General features: G+C 70.1%; 14 protein-coding genes, 2 tRNA genes and 2 pseudogenes. 11 read left to right on the top strand and 7 right to left on the bottom strand.

Annotation, left to right across the window (positions count from 1 at the left end):
• Window positions 1–17: 17 nt before the first annotated feature.
• Window positions 18–494 (top strand): TetR/AcrR family transcriptional regulator, encoded by a 477-nt coding sequence (locus ACYQ5L_RS09255; RefSeq protein WP_459956964.1) that lies wholly within the window; start codon window positions 18–20, stop codon window positions 492–494.
• Here ACYQ5L_RS09255 and ACYQ5L_RS09250 read toward each other — a convergent pair.
• Window positions 473–549, bottom strand: a tRNA-Pro gene (locus tag ACYQ5L_RS09250). The genes ACYQ5L_RS09255 and ACYQ5L_RS09250 overlap by 22 nt on opposite strands.
• Window positions 550–570: 21 nt before the next feature.
• Window positions 571–641: transfer RNA gene (locus ACYQ5L_RS09245), tRNA-Gly, on the bottom strand.
• Window positions 642–1,036: 395 nt separating this feature from the next.
• On the opposite strand from ACYQ5L_RS09245, the gene ACYQ5L_RS09240 reads away from it, so the two are divergent.
• The 3 genes from ACYQ5L_RS09240 (at window position 1,037) to ACYQ5L_RS09230 (ending at window position 3,372) form a co-directional block, all read left to right on the top strand.
• Window positions 1,037–2,038: a diguanylate cyclase domain-containing protein gene (locus ACYQ5L_RS09240; protein ID WP_379198330.1), complete on the top strand. Its 1,002-nt coding sequence runs from the start codon at window positions 1,037–1,039 to the stop codon at window positions 2,036–2,038.
• A gap of 81 nt (window positions 2,039–2,119) precedes the next feature.
• A complete protein-coding gene (locus tag ACYQ5L_RS09235) occupies window positions 2,120–2,950 on the top strand; it encodes a DUF1542 domain-containing protein (RefSeq protein WP_459963370.1) in 831 nt (276 codons plus the stop codon).
• 47 nt (window positions 2,951–2,997) lie between these two features.
• Window positions 2,998–3,372, top strand: a complete 375-nt coding sequence (locus ACYQ5L_RS09230; RefSeq protein WP_459956963.1) for a hypothetical protein — start codon at window positions 2,998–3,000, stop codon at window positions 3,370–3,372.
• Between the two features lie 72 nt (window positions 3,373–3,444).
• On the opposite strand, the gene ACYQ5L_RS09225 is transcribed toward ACYQ5L_RS09230, so the two are convergent.
• Complete coding sequence (locus ACYQ5L_RS09225; RefSeq protein ID WP_459963369.1) at window positions 3,445–3,624, bottom strand: FAD-dependent oxidoreductase; 180 nt, start codon at window positions 3,622–3,624, stop codon at window positions 3,445–3,447.
• 63 nt (window positions 3,625–3,687) lie between these two features.
• A pseudogene (locus tag ACYQ5L_RS09220) lies at window positions 3,688–4,370 on the bottom strand (flavin monoamine oxidase family protein); the annotation flags it as partial.
• Between the two features lie 103 nt (window positions 4,371–4,473).
• On the opposite strand from ACYQ5L_RS09220, the gene ACYQ5L_RS09215 reads away from it, so the two are divergent.
• The 3 genes from ACYQ5L_RS09215 to ACYQ5L_RS09205 all read left to right on the top strand — a co-directional run bounded on the left by ACYQ5L_RS09215 (window position 4,474) and on the right by ACYQ5L_RS09205 (window position 10,194).
• The gene (locus tag ACYQ5L_RS09215; protein ID WP_459956962.1) at window positions 4,474–5,091 is read left to right on the top strand and encodes a TetR/AcrR family transcriptional regulator; all 618 of its coding nucleotides are present in this window, start codon (window positions 4,474–4,476) and stop codon (window positions 5,089–5,091) included.
• A gap of 195 nt (window positions 5,092–5,286) precedes the next feature.
• Entirely contained in the window at window positions 5,287–6,195 is a 909-nt protein-coding gene (locus ACYQ5L_RS09210) for a hypothetical protein (RefSeq protein WP_459956961.1), read from the top strand.
• Between the two features lie 180 nt (window positions 6,196–6,375).
• On the top strand, window positions 6,376–10,194 hold the full coding sequence (locus ACYQ5L_RS09205; protein WP_459956960.1) for an nSTAND1 domain-containing NTPase: 3,819 nt from the start codon (window positions 6,376–6,378) through the stop codon (window positions 10,192–10,194).
• 30 nt (window positions 10,195–10,224) lie between these two features.
• On the opposite strand, the gene ACYQ5L_RS09200 is transcribed toward ACYQ5L_RS09205, so the two are convergent.
• Both ACYQ5L_RS09200 and ACYQ5L_RS09195 read right to left on the bottom strand, forming a co-directional pair.
• On the bottom strand, window positions 10,225–11,037 hold the full coding sequence (locus tag ACYQ5L_RS09200; protein ID WP_459956959.1) for an Fpg/Nei family DNA glycosylase: 813 nt from the start codon (window positions 11,035–11,037) through the stop codon (window positions 10,225–10,227).
• Window positions 11,038–11,040: 3 nt separating this feature from the next.
• Window positions 11,041–11,514 (bottom strand): ribose-5-phosphate isomerase, encoded by a 474-nt coding sequence (locus tag ACYQ5L_RS09195; RefSeq protein WP_459956958.1) that lies wholly within the window; start codon window positions 11,512–11,514, stop codon window positions 11,041–11,043.
• 194 nt (window positions 11,515–11,708) lie between these two features.
• Here ACYQ5L_RS09195 and ACYQ5L_RS09190 point away from each other — a divergent pair.
• Window positions 11,709–12,668, top strand: a pseudogene (locus tag ACYQ5L_RS09190) (M48 family metallopeptidase); the annotation flags it as partial.
• A gap of 423 nt (window positions 12,669–13,091) precedes the next feature.
• Here ACYQ5L_RS09190 and ACYQ5L_RS09185 read toward each other — a convergent pair.
• Window positions 13,092–13,727, bottom strand: a complete 636-nt coding sequence (locus ACYQ5L_RS09185; RefSeq protein ID WP_459956957.1) for a mycothiol-dependent nitroreductase Rv2466c family protein — start codon at window positions 13,725–13,727, stop codon at window positions 13,092–13,094.
• Between the two features lie 170 nt (window positions 13,728–13,897).
• Here ACYQ5L_RS09185 and ACYQ5L_RS09180 point away from each other — a divergent pair, with 170 nt between their 5' ends.
• The 3 genes from ACYQ5L_RS09180 to ACYQ5L_RS09170 all read left to right on the top strand — a co-directional run bounded on the left by ACYQ5L_RS09180 (window position 13,898) and on the right by ACYQ5L_RS09170 (window position 16,874).
• Window positions 13,898–15,118, top strand: coding sequence for an NAD(P)/FAD-dependent oxidoreductase (locus tag ACYQ5L_RS09180; protein WP_459956956.1), 1,221 nt, complete (start codon window positions 13,898–13,900; stop codon window positions 15,116–15,118).
• 90 nt (window positions 15,119–15,208) lie between these two features.
• Entirely contained in the window at window positions 15,209–15,610 is a 402-nt protein-coding gene (locus ACYQ5L_RS09175) for a YciI family protein (RefSeq protein ID WP_459956955.1), read from the top strand.
• Between the two features lie 16 nt (window positions 15,611–15,626).
• Entirely contained in the window at window positions 15,627–16,874 is a 1,248-nt protein-coding gene (locus tag ACYQ5L_RS09170; protein ID WP_459956954.1) for an RNA polymerase sigma factor, read from the top strand.
• Window position 16,875: the final 1 nt, after the last annotated feature.

Below are 16,875 nucleotides of genomic sequence, written 5' to 3'. Positions count from 1 at the left end.
GCGGCAGCTGCACCCGGGTGGGGCGGGACGCGCCAGGATCGAGCTTCCGCCGTGCCGACGTCGCCCGCACCGCCGGAGTCGGCATCGGCACCGGCACCGTCTACCGCCACTTCCCCACCCGCCAGGCCCTCGTGGAGGCAATCGCCGAGCAACGCTTCCTGGAAATCCTCGGCTTCGCACGAGCCATGTGCGAGAAGGCAGCATCCGGCCGCGACGCCGTGCGCACACACGCGACTTTCGACGACCTCTACATGCTCGTGGGAGCCCTGGCCACCGTCGCCCGGGCGAACATCGGCGCTGGCACCGATTCATCGACATCACCCTCGCGGGATTGGAACCCCGCACAGATCCGGCATCCCGGTAATCACATTCGGCCACGCGAGAACCTGTTCCGCGTAACCCCTATCCAATCCCCTACGGTGCACCGGGGCACACCGGGGGCAGCAACACCGGGGCAGAAAGAATCGAAAGATGGTCGGGGTGACAGGATTTGAACCTGCGACCCTCCGCTCCCAAAGCGGATGCGCTACCAAGCTGCGCTACACCCCGTTAGGCATCCCGAGGGATCAGAGCGGGTGACGGGAATCGAACCCGCACCATCAGCTTGGAAGGCTGAGGTTCTACCATTGAACTACACCCGCAGGCCGCACACCGGCGCCGCCGATGTCGCATGCGTTGAGCACTGTACCGAACCTCACTCGCGGAATGCCAATCGGGCCCTGTTCGCCCATGTCGCGGCCGGTCGCGCGGGGAGAACGGCGCGTCGCTCGAGACGCGCGGAAATCGGGTGTAACGCCGGTGGGATCTGAGCGATCAACCATCCGATCGCCATTCGCGAGGTTGCGGGAACCTGTTCTGAATCAGGGGTTTTCGAAACCGGGTGGCTTGCTAGGATCCTTTTTGTCCGGACGGGGGTATCTGGAAAGGGGGCGGTGAGCATGCACCAGTGGTGTAGCCGACCGCGAGGCAGTGAGTTCCAACCGAAGGGCGCGACCGGCGCTGCCGGCACCGACACCATCCGCGCGAGGTGAGTGGGATGCCGGTGCGAATCGATACCCGAACCTCGGCCGTGGTCGCGGCCACCATCCGGGAGTGGGTGCGCGCGGTGCATCCGGCCTGGAACGGCGACGGACCCGAACTGTCTCCCGACGAGCTCGAAACCATCTTCGCCCGCATTATCGACGAGCTACTGGAACTGGCAGGGTGCGAACCGTTTCCGGTGCCCGCCGCCCGCGCCGTCGGCCGCACGCTGGCGGAGGCGCCGTTCGACCGGACCCGCATGCTCGCCCCGGCCAGCCGGGCGCTGCTGGGGCTGGCGCCGGGCGATCCGGGTTCGCTGATCGCCACCCGCTGGCCGTTCGTGGCCAGTCAGGCCATCGACAGCTATGCCGAGGCGCTGCAGCAGCGGGCCCTGGCCCAGCAGGAGCGCAGCCTGTCCGAGGCGGTGTCGGTGCGGGTGCAGGAGATCGCGGCCCTGCAGACCCGGCTGCGGCACGAAGCCACCCATGACGCGCTCACCGATCTGGCGAACCGGTCGCTGTTGCAGGAGCGGGTGCGGATGATGCAGACCGATCCCGCGCGCGGCGTGGGGCTGCTGCTCATCGACCTCGACGATTTCAAGGCGATCAATGACGGCTACGGGCATTCGGTCGGCGACGAGGTGCTGGTCACCATCGCGCAGCGGCTGCGCTCGACCTGCCCGCCGGAGACGGTGATCTCCCGCTACGGCGGTGACGAGTTCGTGGTCGCGCTGCCGGCGCGGCGCAATACGCTCGGCGAGCTGGCCATGCGGGTGCTCGCGGCGCTGTGCGAACCGGTGCCGACGGCCGCCGGTCCGGTGCCCGCCTCGGCGAGCGTGGGCACCGCCTTCTGCCCGCCCGGCCGGGACTGTGATTTCTCGGATCTGCTGCGCAGCGCCGATCGCGCCATGTATTCGGCGAAGACGGCGGGCAAGCGGCAGTTCGCGGTGTCGGAGCTCGACGCCGAGGAGGTCGATCCAGGGGGGCGAGGCTCTCGCTTCGCGGCGGTCGCCGGATGACGGCAGCATAGAGCAATTCGTCAGCAAACTACGCCGAGTAGGCTGGTCGGCGTGGCTACGGTAGTCGTTCTGCTCATTGTCATGGTGGTCGTGCTGCTGGCGGTGCTGCTCGTCGGCCGGGCGCAGCGCTCGCGCGCCAGTACCCGGCTCGCGGACGCGAAAGCCGATGCGCGCCGGGTGATCGAGCGCCTCGGCGGGCAGGTCTACAACCTGAACGGCACCGACGAACCGTCCAAACAGGCCCTCGCCGACGCCGCCGAGCGCTTCACCGCCGCGGGCTCGCAGATCGAGCAGGCGCAGACCCCGGCGCAGGCGCGGCTGGCGAAAGAGACTGCGCTGGAAGGGCTCTACTACGTGCGCGCGGCCCGCACCGCCATGCGCATGGATCCGGGCCCGGCGGTTCCCGAACTCGACGGGCAGCGCAGCGCGGGGCGGGTCACCGAGGATCGCGTCGTCGACTACGACGGACGGCGCATCGAAGCCTCACCGCACCCGACGTCCCGCACGCCCAACTACTACCCGGGCGGCCGAGTGGCCGGACGCCCGGTTCCGGCCGGCTGGTACTCCGAACCCTGGTGGAAGACAGCGCTCGTCGCGGGCGCGTGGGGCGTCGGCTCGGTGCTGCTGTTCGACGCCCTCTTCGGCGGGATGGCCGGTGTCGGCTATGACGCGGCCGCGTTCGAGAACGGTTACGGCGACGGCTTTCAAGCGGGCCTCGACGCGGGCGGCAACGGATACGGCGGCGCGGATCAGAGCACCGATTCCGGCTACGACACCGGCGGCGACCCGGGTTATGGCGACGCCGGATACGATCCGGGCTACGCCGACCCGGGAACCGATACCGGCGGCGGTGATTTCGGCGGTTTCGACGGCGGCGGCGATTTCGGCGGCTTCGACGGCGGCGGCTTCTAGCCGGGCCGCGGCAGCCGAATGAGTTCGGCTCGGGGAAGTGGAGCGCAATGAACTACGGGCAGGCGAACTACGGCCGGGCGAACTACGGTCCGGCGCGCTACTCGGACGGCGGCGACCTCGGCTGGATCGGGTGCGCGGTCAACCTCGTCGCCGGCCTGATCGCGGGCGCGATCCTGACCTTCGTCTGCTTCGCCCTCGGCGTCTGGTTCTTCGCCTCGGCCCTCTGGGTCGCCTCGATCTATGTGGGCCCGGTCGTCGCCCTGCTGCTGTGGATCGGCATCGCCGCCCTCATGCTGCCGAGACTGCGCCGCGACGGCGGCCATCCGGCCGGCCTGGTCTTTCTCGGCGGTCTGGGCGCGGTGCCGGTGACCCTGGGCGTCATCGCCGGCACGGTCTGGCTGCTCTACGCCCTGGCCACCTAGCCGTCATCCGGCCTCGAGCACTTCGTCGGCCGCCCGCTCACCCGCCTGAACAGCTCCGCTGAGGAAACCCATCTACGCGTCGGCGGTTTCGACGCCCGCGAAATGCACACGGCCGACCGGTGTTTTCGGCAAACGGCGCGCGGCGGTGAGCGCGCCGACGGCCAGCCCGCCCTCGCACCCGTGCGCGTACGGCTCGTCCTGCCAGTTCTTTTCGAGATAATGGCTGGGCGATCCGGCACGCGGCCCGAACAGTTCGGTGCCAGCGCGCGAGTCAATTCCTGTGCGCCGCCGCGGAATCGATGGACCGATCCGGAACCTCCGAAGAGAGCGCCGAGACCGCCCCAGGTGCGCAGGAAGTGCAGGGCGTACAGCAGCGAGGTCGAATCGGGCAGATATCCGGCGAAATCGGCCTCGAACAGCAGTCGGGCCCGAGGATCGGGCACTTGTTCGCGCAGCCAGGAACCGAAGGTGCGCTGATCCAGCGTTTCGGCCTCGGGAGCGGCCCACGGCGCGGCAGCCGGAACCCGCGCGGCCAGATCGTCGAGGGCCGCGAGTACGCCGAGCACCTGCATGATGGCATCGGGCGGCAGGGGCAGCGCGGTCCATCGCGCGGCGAGGTGCAGCGACGCTCTGAGCAAGGGGCGTAGCGCCGGCCGCCCGGACAGTCGCACGGCACGCGAATTCCCGAACCGGAAACCGTGTGCGACACCGGCGGTGTAGAGCAGGAACCGGCCTTCGGAGTTGCTCTCGAACAGGTCGACGCCGTGTGCCCGCGCCAACCGGAAGACATTGTCGTGCACCGGGTAGACCAGCGTCGCCCCCTCGTCCACCACCGCATCACCCACCCGACCGGTCAGCGTGCGCCCGTCGACCCTGGGCAGAGCCTCGAGCACGACCACCGAGCGGCCCCGGTCGGCGACTCGCCGGGCGGCAGCCAGCCCGGACAGTCCCGCGCCGACCACCACGACATCGACCTTGTTCCTGGAGATTGTGGGCATCATGCCGCCCCCGCCTACTCGTGCGATCAGAGGTTCGTACGTTGCACGGTTTCCGTACAACGTACGGCTTTCGTTCAGTGTACGAGATTTGTATGATCGGTCAATGCCGGAGAGGACCTCGATATGGCTGCGCCCCGGAAAGACCGCGCGCGGCCGGCCCGCCCTGGACCGGGACCGGATCGTCGCGGCGGCGGTGACCCTGCTCGACGAGGAATCCGCATCCGGCTTGACCATGCGCAAGCTGGCCGACCGGCTCGGCGTTCCGCCGATGACGCTGTACGGCTATGTCGCCACCAAGGACGATGTGCTCGAGTACGCCGTGGACGCGGTGTTCGCCGAGACGCTCGAGGACGACGACCCCGACGGCGACTGGCGGGACGCATTGACGAGCATCGGGACCCGCACCTTCGAGGCGCTGCTCCGCCACCACTGGGCGGCCCCGCTGATCGGCGGAACCCCGCCGCTCGGCCCGGCCGCGGTCGCACAGTTCGGCACGATCCTGCGGGTGCTCACCGCGGCCGGTTTCCACGGAGAGCGACTGGAGGCGGTGACGACCGGCTTCTACTACTACGTGCTGGGCGCGGCCCTGGCGGAATCCGCCTGGGCTCGCGCCGGCCACCCGGCGGTGGAAGTGCTGTCCGGGTACGCCGGAACCGATTCGGGAGCACGCTTCCAACGCGGTTTGAGCGCTGTGCTCGAGGGCCTGCGACCGGATGAATAAAAAGGCTGCTGAACGGCCTTTTCCAGGAGATCCAGGGCACTGACATTTCCTGGTGAATTCCGCAGCGGAATTCCCACCCATAGCGTTTTACCTGCGGTTATGCCATTCCGCGGGGAAAGGTGCGTTGATCGGCCCAATTGCCGATCCGCATTCTGATTTCCCCGCGCCAGATGGCGCACACCGAAAGGGAAAACAATGACCAAGTCGAAACTGGCCATCCTCTCCATGTTCGCCGCCGCCATTCCGGTGGCGGTCTGCACGGCCACCGCTCCGGCGGCGGGCGCCACTCCGATCACGGCCATTGCGCAACCCGCCCGCCCAGCGGAGCCGGTTGCATTCACTCAGCCGGACGCCCTTGCTCAGCCGGTCGCGTTCGCGCAGCCGGAGGACGCCACCGCCTCCCTGGCCCCCGCCCCGGCGGACCCGACCCGGGGACTGCGGTCCGATGTCAGGACCAAGCCGGTGACCATCGAGAATGCCGCGCGGGCCGGCGCCGCCCGGGGTGCCGCCGTCGGCGGCACCGTGGGCGCGGTGGTCGGCGGTGCGGCGGGCACGCTGCCCGGCGCCATTGTCGGCAGCGGTGCGGTCGGCCTGGTGGGCATGGCGGCCGGCGGGCTCGCGGGCGCCGCCATCGGCGCGGGCGTCGGCTGCCTGGTGGGGCTGCCGTACTTCCTGGTCGGCTGTGTGGTGGGCGCGCCCATCGGCGCCGCGCTGGGCTTCCCCATCGGCCTGGCCATTGGCGGCACCACCGGTGCGGTGCTCGGCGCCGCGACCGGTGCGGCGGCCAGTGCGCCGATCGCATTCCCGTTGGGCGCGGCCGTGGGCGCTCTGGTCGGCGCGGGCGTGGGCGCGGTGGCCGGGGCCGGGCTCGGCGCGGCCGACTTCTTCGCCATCGATGAGATGACCCCGCGGGAGGAGATCTCGCCCGTGGCCGCCCTGGTGAACCAGGTCGCGGCTCCCGTCCTCGAAGCCCCGGTGGTCGAGGCCGCCGCTCCGGTGCAGGCTCCGGTGCAGGCCGACCCCATTGCGGCGGCCATCCAGGACATCGGCGCGGCCGGCGCCGAGCTCGCCGCCTCGTTCGGCGTGCAGCTGCCGGCGTTCTGATTCCGGACGGGAGGCGGGTTCGGTCCAGCGCGGATCGAGCCCGCCTTCCGGCATGTCCGGCAGCGAACGAATTGTTGTCTAAAGGTTTGCTGATTACCTGAAACTGGCTGCTAACGTCGATCGCACCCGAGTTGCCGCCAGTGTTCGAATCGAATCGCCAGAGTTCCGAGGAGCCATCGGGTGGTAGCAGTTGGTGCGCGCAAGCGCTTCGCCGAGCGGCTGGGCCTGCTGTTCGAGGCAGCCGGAACACCGACCATCAAATCAATTGTGCGACGGGCGAATACCCGGGGCGTCCCCGGTAGCAGCACGGTGACCGTGCAGCGGGTGAGCGATTGGCGCCGCGGCAATCGGGTGCCCGCCACCTGGGAGTCGGTACTGCCGGTGCTGGCCGTGCTGACCAGCGACGCCAAGGTGCGCGAGCAGCCCGAGGATCTCGATCCGGAGCTGCTCGAGCTGCATCGCTGGCGGGTTGCCTGGCAGCAGGCCAAGAACGATCAGGGGGATCTCGCGCTGCGCGTGCGCGAGCCCGGCCATCCGCCCTACCGAGGCTTGTCCCCCTACCGCGCCGCCGACGCGGACCTGTTCTTCGGCCGTGAGAACACCCGGGAGGCCGTCCTCGACGCGATCGCGGCGCTCGAGGAGGACGATTACGCCCCGCGGCTGATCCTGCTGGTCGGCGTGTCCGGTGCGGGCAAGTCCTCATTGCTGGCGGCGGGTCTGCAGGCGCGGCCGGAAGACCATGTGCCCGTACTGTTCACGCCGGGCGCGCACCCCGCCGCCGCCCTGCACGAGGCGCTGGCCCGGCTGCCCGAGGCGGGCGACGGACTGCTGCTCATCGATCAGGGCGAAGAGTTGTTCACACTGTGCGGCGACGCCGTGGAGCGGCGGCGGTTCGTGGAGGAGCTCACGCGGGTGACCGCGCCCGAGTCCGACCGCCGGATCACGGCCGTGCTGGCGATCCGTTCCGACTTCTTCAACGATGTCATCCAGTTCCCGGCCCTGGCGCAGGCGATGCGCGAGAGCTCGGTGATCGTCGGCGCGATGAGCGACGCCGAACTGCGTGAGGTCATCACCGGACCCGCCCTGGCCTGCGGCCTGAAGGTGGAACCGGCGCTCGTGGACATCATCCTGCGCGATCTCGAGACCGCGACCTCCGAGGACGGCAAAGCCGCACTGCTGCCGCTGCTTTCGCATGTGCTGGAGGCGACATGGTCCAACCGCAGCGGCCGCACCCTCACCCTGGACGCCTACCGCGCGGCGGGTGAGATGGCGGGTTCGGTCGCCGCGGCGGCCGAGCGGACGTGGTCCGGGCTCACCCCCGCCGAACAGCGTACGGCCCGCGCGGTGCTGCTGGCCCTGACGATCATCGGGCCGCGCTCGGTCTCCCGGAATCGCCTGTCACGCTCCGTACTCGTCGCCGAATCCGAGGATCCGGGCGCGACCGAGGCGGCGATCGGCCGGTTGGTCGCCGCCCGCCTGGTGATCGTGCACGATGACGAGATCGAATTGCTGCACGACGCGGTGCCCAGGGTGTGGCCGCGGATGGCCGAATGGGTCGCGGAGGAAAAGGAATTCGCCCCCGCCCGCCATCGCATCGAAGAGGATGCGCGCACCTGGAACGCGCAGGGGCAACCGGATTCGCTGCTGTACGGCGCCAAACGGCTGGAACAGGCCGCGCCGGTGCTCGACGGCAGCGGTACGGTCAATCGCGTCGCGCGGGAATTCATCGCGCGATCGAGCCGGCGCCGCCGCGAAATCGTCAGGCGGCGAAGGATACTGCGCGCTGCCGCCGTGCTGGTGGTGGTCGGCGCCCTGATCGCTGCCCTGCTCGCGGGCACACAGCGGCGGGCGCTGGTGCGGGAGCAGAACGATGCGCGAATCGCGGCGCTGGTCGCGGAATCCCGCCGCGCGGTGGAGTTCGATCCGGCGGACGCGACCCGAATGGCCTTGGCCGCCTATCGGCTGCGCCCGGGTGACGCGGAGGCGCAGGCGCGGCTGCTCGCCACGCAGTCCACACCCGTCATCAATGCCTCCTCCGATCGGCACGCCGGGCGAATCAATGGACTCGCCTACGATCCGCGGGCCCGGGTGCTCGCCAGCGCCGGCGACGACACCCGGATCCGGCTGTGGGCCACCCATGGCGGCCAGCGGCCTACGGTCCTGGGTCCCGGTCTGAGCGGTCATTCCAAGGCGGTGAGCTCGGTCGCGTTCGCCCCCGGCGGCCTCGTGCTGGCCAGCGGGAGTTACGACAACACCGTGCGGTTCTGGGATGTCCGCGACCCGGAACAGCCTCGCGCACTGGGTGTTTCCGACCTCGGCTCACCGGTGCTGGCACTGGCGCTCACACCGGACGGACGATCGCTCATCGCGGCGGATCGCACAGGCGCGCTCTCCCTGCTCGACACCGGCGATCCGGCGACGCCGCGCGTGCGCGCGACCATTGCCGCACACACCGGTTCGATCTCGGCGCTGGCGCTGAGCGCCGACGGGACGCTGCTCGCCACCGGCGGCGAGGACCGTACCGTCCGGCTGTGGGATCTCGCCGATCCGGCCGATCCGGCGCCGCTCGGCGCGCCGCTCGTCTCCGCCAGCGACGGCGTGCACGCGCTCGCCATGAACCCGGACGGGCTGCTGGCCGTGGGATCGGCGAACGGATCGGTGCGGCTGTGGTCGCTCGCGGACCGGAACGCGCCGCGCGAGTTGGGTATTCAGCAGACGCAGCACGGTGGCGCGGTCGATGCGCTCGTCTTCGGCCCCGGCCAGCTGAGCTCGGGCGGCGCCGACGGGGCGGTGGTGCTGTGGCAGCTGACCCCGTCCGGGTTCCAGCCCGTTGGACATCCGGTGCGCGGCAATCGCGGGGCCATACCCGCTCTGGGCCTGACCCAGGACAACAATCTGATCTCCGCCGGCGGCGACGGGCGGATCCGGGTCTGGTCGCTGCCGCCCGCGGACATCCCGGTGCTCACCGACGCGCCGTTCACCTCGATCGATATGGATGCCGCGGGCACGCGCCTGGTCACGGGTGAGGACGACGGGGATTTCCAGGTGTGGTCCATCGACCATGACAACCGGGTGGCGTTCGCCGGCTCGGCGCACGCCGCGGTGGCGCCGTACAGCGGTGTGCGGGTGGGGATTCGGCCCGACGGCAAGACCCTCGCCGCCACGGATTCCGCGGGCGGCGGCTTCCAGCTCTGGGATATCGGCGATCCCGCCCGGCCCACCGCACTGGGGACGCCGCGCTCACTGCGGACGCATTACTTCACGGAGACCGTCTTCGGCCCCGACGGCAGCTTCCTGATCACCGGCGACGACGACACCTCGCTGCGGATCTGGGATGTCGCCGATCCCGCACAGCCCGTCCCGCTCGGCACGGCCGCGGCGGACACCACGAGATCCTTTCGGTCACTGGCCGTTTCGCCGGACGGCAAGCTCGCTGCCACGGGCTCCGGCGACGCGATCATCTACCTGTGGGATATCGCCGATCGCCGCCGCCCGACCCTGCGCGCCCGCCTGATCGGCCACGAGGGCCCGGTCGCCGCCCTCGCCTTCGCGCCGGGCGGCCGCCACCTGTTCAGCGGCGGCGACGACGAATCGATTCGCTCCTGGGATATCACCGATCCCGCCGTCCCACGCCCCTCCGGGCGGACTCCCGCCCACACCGCCCCGGTCGCCGAACTCTCGGTGGACAGCACCGGCCGCCGCCTGGCCTCCTCCGGCGTCGACCAAACCGTCCGCCTCTGGGACATCACCGACTCGGCCGATCTCCGGCCGCTCGGCAGTTCCCTGTCCGCCGACATCGGCTGGCGCTGGTTCATCCGCTTCGACCGCAACCGCGACGACCACGTCTTCGGCATCGGCGACTCGGTATCGCAACTGTGGGTGACCGATCCGGCGGAAGTGGCCGCGGACCTCTGCGACCGGGGCGTGGGCGAGATCGGCGACGAGGTCGGCCGCACCGACCTCCTCGACGGAATCACCCTGTGCCCCACCACCTCCTGACGGAGGAATGGGCTCGGCTCGGGACGAGTCTCAGCCGGGCTGGCAGGTGGGGCACCAGAACAGGTTGCGGCCCTCCATGTCCGCGCGCACGACGGTGGTGCCGCACAGGCGGCAAGGTTCGCCGACCCGGCGATACACGTAGGTGCGAGGCCGGTCGGCGGCATACGACGGTGCGCCGTGGTCGTGTTCGGGGCGCACCACGTGCATCTTGCCGCGGCGGACGCCGACCTGCATGAGCTCCACCAGGTCGGCCCACAGGGCGTCCCATGCGGTGCGGCTCAGGGATTTTCCGGAGCTGTGCGGTGAGATGCCGTGGCGGAAAAGGACTTCGGCACGGTAGACGTTGCCGACGCCGGCCAGGACCTTCTGGTCCATGAGCAGGGCGCCGATGGGGCGCTGGGAGCGGTGGATGCGGGCCCAGGCCTTGTCGGGGTCGGCGTCCTTGCGCAGGGGGTCGGGGCCGAGGCGGGCGGTGAGGGCGGCGACCTCGGGGTCGAGGAGGATTTCGCAGGCGGCGGGGCCGCGGAGGTCGGTGCCGTAGAGGTCGCCCTTGCGGCCGCCGCCGATGAGGCGCATGCGGACCTGGCCCACGGGATCGCCCAGGGGGTAGGGGGATTCGGTGAAGGTGCCGTACAGGCCCAGGTGGACGTGCACGGTCAGGCCCGAATCGTAGTGGTGGAGCAGATGTTTGCCCCAGGCTTCGGCGCGGGTCAGGACCTGGCCGTCGAGGCGGGCGGCGTCGGCGGCGAAGCGGCCCTGGGGGCTCGATACTCGAACCTGACCGCCGGCGAAACGCTTGTGGTGCAGTTTCGCCAGGCGGTGCAGCGTATGGCCTTCCGGCACAGGTCAGTACGCGGGGACGGCCGGGGCGACGCCGGTCTTCTCGTACTCGGCCAGAATGTCGATGCGGCGCTGGTGGCGCTCCTCACCGGACCAGGGGGTGGTGAGGAAGGCGTCGACGATGGCGAGGGCCTCCGGGAGGGGGTGCATACGGCCGCCGATGCCGATCAGCTGGGCGTTGTTGTGCTCGCGGGCCAGCTTGGCGGTCTCGACGCTCCAGGCCAGGGCGCAGCGGGCGCCGGGGACCTTGTTGGCGGCGATCTGCTCGCCATTGCCGGAGCCGCCGAAGACCAGGCCCAGGGAGCCCGGGTCGGCGACGGTGCGGCGGGCGGCCTCGATGCAGAAGGCCGGGTAGTCGTCGAGGGCGTCGTATTCGAGAGCGCCGCAATCGACGACCTCGTGGCCTTGGCCCTCCAGGTGAGCCTTGACGTGGTTCTTCAGTTCGAAGCCGGCATGGTCGGCACCCAGGTATACGCGCATGGCTGCGATTCTGTCAGGAACCAACTCTCGGGACTCTCAGGGGGCTCCGCCCCCGAACCCCCACACAGCGGCGGCGGCGTGCAGAACTGAATAGAGTGCAGGTCATGACGTCCGACGATCAGTCAGTACCGCCGGCCGCGCATGCGGGGGGACCTCCGGCCGGTGAGCGACCGGGGTGGAATCCGGTGACCGGCATGTCCGGGTGGAACCCGCAGGTGGGGCCGCCGGGGTGGGCGGCGCAGGTCCCGTATTCGCCGCCGCGGATTCCGCCGCATCAGCAGACGCGGGGGTTGTCGCCGTTCGGGATGCCGGCGCGGCACAGCTGGGAGATTCCGCTGTTGGTGGTCGTGGTGGTGACGACGGCGCTGGTGTATTTGTTCGCGTTGCTGATGCTGGTCACGGGGTCGTTGAACGACTATGTGCTGCTGATGGTGTTCGCGCCGGTGCTGCTGTGGATCGGGCGCGGTATGAACTACGCGACGCTGCGGGTCAATGGCGTGAAGATGTCGCCGACGCAGTTCCCCGAGGGCTATCGGATGGTGCAGGAGGCGGCGGCGCGGCTCGGGATGAACAAGCCGCCGGACGCGTATGTGGTGCTCGGCAATGGCGCCATCAATGCCTTCGCCTCGGGGCACGGGTTCCGCCGGTTCGTGGCGGTGTACAGCGATCTGTTCGAAGTGGGCGGCGCCGCACGGCAACCCGATGCGCTGGCGTTCATCATCGGCCACGAGGTCGGGCACATCGCGGCGGGGCATGTCTCCTATTGGCGGCAGTTCGGCATGTTCCTGGTGCCGTTCCTGCCGGTGCTGGGCAGTTCGCTGATCCGCTCGCAGGAGTACACGGCCGACAATTACGGCTACTGCAACCGGCACACCGGCGCTCCCGCCGCCATGCAGACCCTGGCGGCGGGCAAGTACCTCAACAGCCTGGTCGGCTTCGACGAGATGGCCGATCGCGCCGCCACCGAGAAGGGCGGCTTCGTCTGGTTCGTCAATGCCATGTCCAGCCATCCGGTGCTGACCTGGCGCATGTGGGCGCTGCGCGACCGCAGCCGCCACGGCCGCCTGTTCCTGCGCCCGAGCGCGCCCATGCAGCCGCCGCCGGCTCCGCCGCCGCCCTGCTATCCGCCGTATCCGCAAGGACCGCAAGGTCGGTACCCGTACCCGCCGGGCGGATACGGGGATACGACCACCCAGTACAGCGTCGGCGGACCCGGCGGCGGACCCATGCCGTACCCCAACCCCGGTGGGTACGGCGGCCCGTCGCCCTACTCCCCCGGCGGCTACGGCGACAGCGGCTGGGCCGGTCCGGGCGGATACGGCGAGGGCCGCCCGTCCGACTCCGGTGGATATCGGACACCTACGCAGCCCGAGCCCGGATCCGGTTCCCCGGGGTGGTCCGGTTCGGGCAGTTCCTCGGGCTCATCCGACTGGGGCAGTTCCCCAGGCTCGTCCGATTCGGGAAGCTCCTCGGGCTCGTCCGATTCGGGCAGCTCGTCGGGTTCCTCGGACTCGGGTGGCTCGAGTTCTTCCAGCTGACCGGGTCCGGGAGTCACTCGCGGACCCGGTCCACCGGGCTCAGTCGAATTCCGGGTCTTCGGTGCGGGTGCGCTTGAGCTCGAAGAAGTGCGGGTAGGAGGCGAGGGCGACGACGCCGTCCCACACCTTGCCCGCCTCTTCTCCGCGCGGGACGCGGGAGAGCACCGGCCCGAAGAAGGCCACGTCGTTGACGTGGATGGTCGGGGTGCCGACATCCTTGCCGACCTTGTCCATCCCGGCGTGGTGCGAGGCGCGCAGGGCCTCGTCGTGGTCGGAACTGTCGGCGGCCTCGATGAGCTCGGCGGGCAGACCCGTCTCGGCGAGGGCCTCGGCGATGACGACCTTCAGCAGGTCCTCGCGCCCTTCGTACTCGGCGCGGCGGTTGTGCAGGCGGGTGCCGAGCGCGGCGTAGAGCGGCGGCAGCACCTTGTCGCCGTGCGCCTGCGCGGCGGCGATGGCCACGCGCACCGGCCCCCAGCCGGTTCGCATGAGTTCCTGGTACTGCTCGGGCAGGTCCTCGCGGCCCTCGTTGAGCACCGACAGGCTCATCACATGGAACTGGACCTCGATATCGCGGACCTGCTCGACCTCGAGGATCCAGCGGGAGGTGATCCAGCACCATGGGCACAGCGGATCGAACCAGAAATCAACCCGGTCCTTCTTGGTGTCGCTCACGGAAGCTTCCTTTCGCGTCAGGTCGCGGCCGGTGGGGACGGCCGTTCCCCATGCGCAACAACGGACATTCTTCCCGGTATTTCCGCCGGGGCTCGGCCATCGCGCGTTAGGGTCGGATATCAAGCCTCATCGTCGGCGGCCGCTGTACAGCGGTGCAGGGAGGTTCGGCCATGACCACCAATTCCAGGTTCGTGATCGCGGGCGGCGGACTCGCGGCGGCCAAGCTCGCGGAGGCCTTGCGAGCCAATGACTTCGACGGCACCGTGCATCTGATCTGCGCGGAGGAGCGGCTGCCCTACGAGCGGCCGCCGCTGTCCAAGGACTGCCTGCTGGGCAAGAAGACGCCCGAGGACGCCATTGTCGACCCGGCGCAGTGGTATCGCGATCACCATATCGAGGTGCTGCTGGGCACCACCGTCACCGCGGTCGATCGCGCCGCCAAAACCGTTGCGCTGCCGGACGGTACGACGCTGAACTACGACAAACTGGCGCTGGCCACCGGATCCCGGCCGCGCACCCTGCCGATCCCCGGTTCCGATGCGACCGGGGTGTACACGCTGCGCAATGCCGAGGACACCGAAGCGCTGCTGGAGATGTTCCGCGCCGCACGGAAATTGGTGGTGATCGGGGCCGGGTGGATCGGGCTGGAGGTGACGGCCGCGGCCCGCAATGCCGGGCTCGAGGTCACCGTGCTGGAGACCCTGCCGGTGCCGTTGCAGAACGCCCTGGGCGCGGAGATGGGCGCGGTCTTCGCACAACTGCACCGCGATCACGGCGTGGATCTGCGCTGCGAGACCAAGGTGGCCGAGATCGTGACCGCCGACGGGCGCGCCACCGGCGTCAAGCTGGCCGACGACGCCGTCATCGACGCCGACGCGGTGCTGGTGGCGGTCGGCGCGCGGCCGAATATCGAACTCGCCGTGGACAGCGGCCTGGCCGCGGAGAGCGGCGTCCTGGTGGACGAGAGCCTGGCCACCAGCGATCCCGATATCGTCGCCATCGGCGATATCGCCGATCAGCAGCATCCGGTGCTGGGCCGGCGAATCCGGGTGGAGCACTGGGCCAATGCGCTCAATCAGCCCGCGGTCGCGGCGGCCACCATGATGGGCAAGCCGGCCGTCTACGACCGGCTGCCCTACTTCTTCACCGATCAATACGACCTCGGCATGGAGTACACCGGCTATGTGGCCCCGGGTCAGGAGGCCCGGGTGGTGGTGCGGGGCGATCTGGGCAAGCGGGAGTTCGTGGCCTTCTGGCTGGATTCCGGCAATCGGGTGCTCGCGGGAATGAACGTCAATGTCTGGGACGTGACCGAGCGGATCAAGGAACTGATACTGAGCGGCGACCCGGTCGATCCGCAACGATTGGCCGATCCGGGCGCACCGCTGTAGCCGCCCGGCAAAGTATGTCGAAAATGCGGGCGGGGTTCCGACCTCTCCGCGAGAGCGCCACCGGGGCGCTCGGAATCGAGGAGCTCCACCGTGAAATACATGTTGCTGAAGACCTACGGCCCCGCCGCCCACTGCGATACCCCGATCACCGAGTGGACGATGGAGGAGATCCAGGCGCACATCGACTTCCAGCGCCTCCTCGGGGAGGAACTGGCCAAATCCGGTGAGCTGGTCGACGCCCAGGGTCTCGCGGGCCCGGACGAGGCCCGGCTGGTCAGCTCGGACGGGCGGTCCGCGCCGGTGGTCACCGACGGCCCGTTCCCGGAGACCAAGGAATTCCTGGCCGGCTACTGGATCGTCGATGTGGACAGCCCGGAGCGGGCCATCGAGATCGCGGCCAAGGCCTCGGCCGGTCCGGGCCCGGGCGGTAAGCCGATCGGCGAGTACATCGAGGTGCGGGCGATCATGAGCGCACCCACCACCGAGGCGTAGCGGTCCCGATCCGCCGATGTCCGCCGCCACCTATGCCGTCGAGGACCTGCTGCGCGAACTCGCGCCGCAGGTCCTCGGTGTGCTCATGCGCCGCAATGGGGATTTCGACGCCGCCGAGGACGCCTTGCAGGAGGCCATGCTCGCCGCGGCGACGCAGTGGCCCGAGGAGGGACTGCCGGAGCATCCGCGCGCGTGGCTGATCTCGGTGGCCCAGCGCCGGCTCGTCGATACGATTCGCGCCGAGGTGGCGCGCCGCAATCGCGAGGCCGCCGACGCGCTGCGCGAGGTCCCGATGCCGGCCGATGTGCTGTCCGGCGGCGATGCCGAGCGCGACGACAGTCTCACCCTGTTCTTCCTGTGCTGTCATCCGGTGCTGTCGGCGGCGAGTTCCATCCCGCTGACGCTGCGCGCCGTCGGCGGCCTCGCCACCGAGGAGATCGCCCGCGCCTTCATGGTCCCGGAATCGACCATGGCGCAGCGCATCTCGCGCGCCAAGAAGCGCCTCGCAGGTGTCGACCGGCCCTTCGCCATGCCGGGCGAGGACGACGCCTACCCGGCGGCATGGCGGGAACGCGTCGGGGCCGTCCTGCACGTGCTGTATCTGATCTTCACCGAGGGCCACACCACGACCGGCGCGCAGTTGCACCGCGCCGACCTGGCCGCCGAAGCCATCCGCCTGGCCCGCGCCCTGCATCGCCTGCTGCCCGGCGACACCGAGGTCACCGGCCTGCTGGCGCTGCTGCTGCTCACCGATGCCCGCCGCGCCGCCCGCACCGGTGCGCACGGCGAGCTCATCCCCCTGGCCGAGCAGGATCGCGGCCGCTGGGACCGCGCCGCCGGACTCGAGGGCGTCAAGCTGGTCACCGCGACGCTGCCGGCCGGCCTCACCGGGCCGTATCAGATCCAGGCCGCCATTGCCGCGCTGCATGCGCGGGCCCGGCGGGCCGAGGACACCGATTGGGAGCGAATCCTGGTGCTGTACAACAAACTCGAAGCCGTGACGCCCAATCCGATGGTGACCTTGAACCGGGCCGTCGCCACCGCCATGGTGCACGGCCCGCAGGCCGGGCTGGAGCTGACCGCCGCCCTCGAGGACTCCCTGTCCGGCTCACACCGGCTCGACGCGGTTCGCGGCCATCTCTACGAGATGGCCGGTGACCGCGACCGCGCCGTCACCCACTATCTGGCCGCCGCGAACCGCACCACCAGCACGCCCGAACGCAACTATCTCACCCTGCGCGCCGCACAGCTGCGTACCGCGTAGC

It is taken from the genome of Nocardia sp. IFM 10818 (genome assembly GCF_054655275.1).
This window is presented reverse-complemented; position numbering and strand designations above follow the sequence as displayed.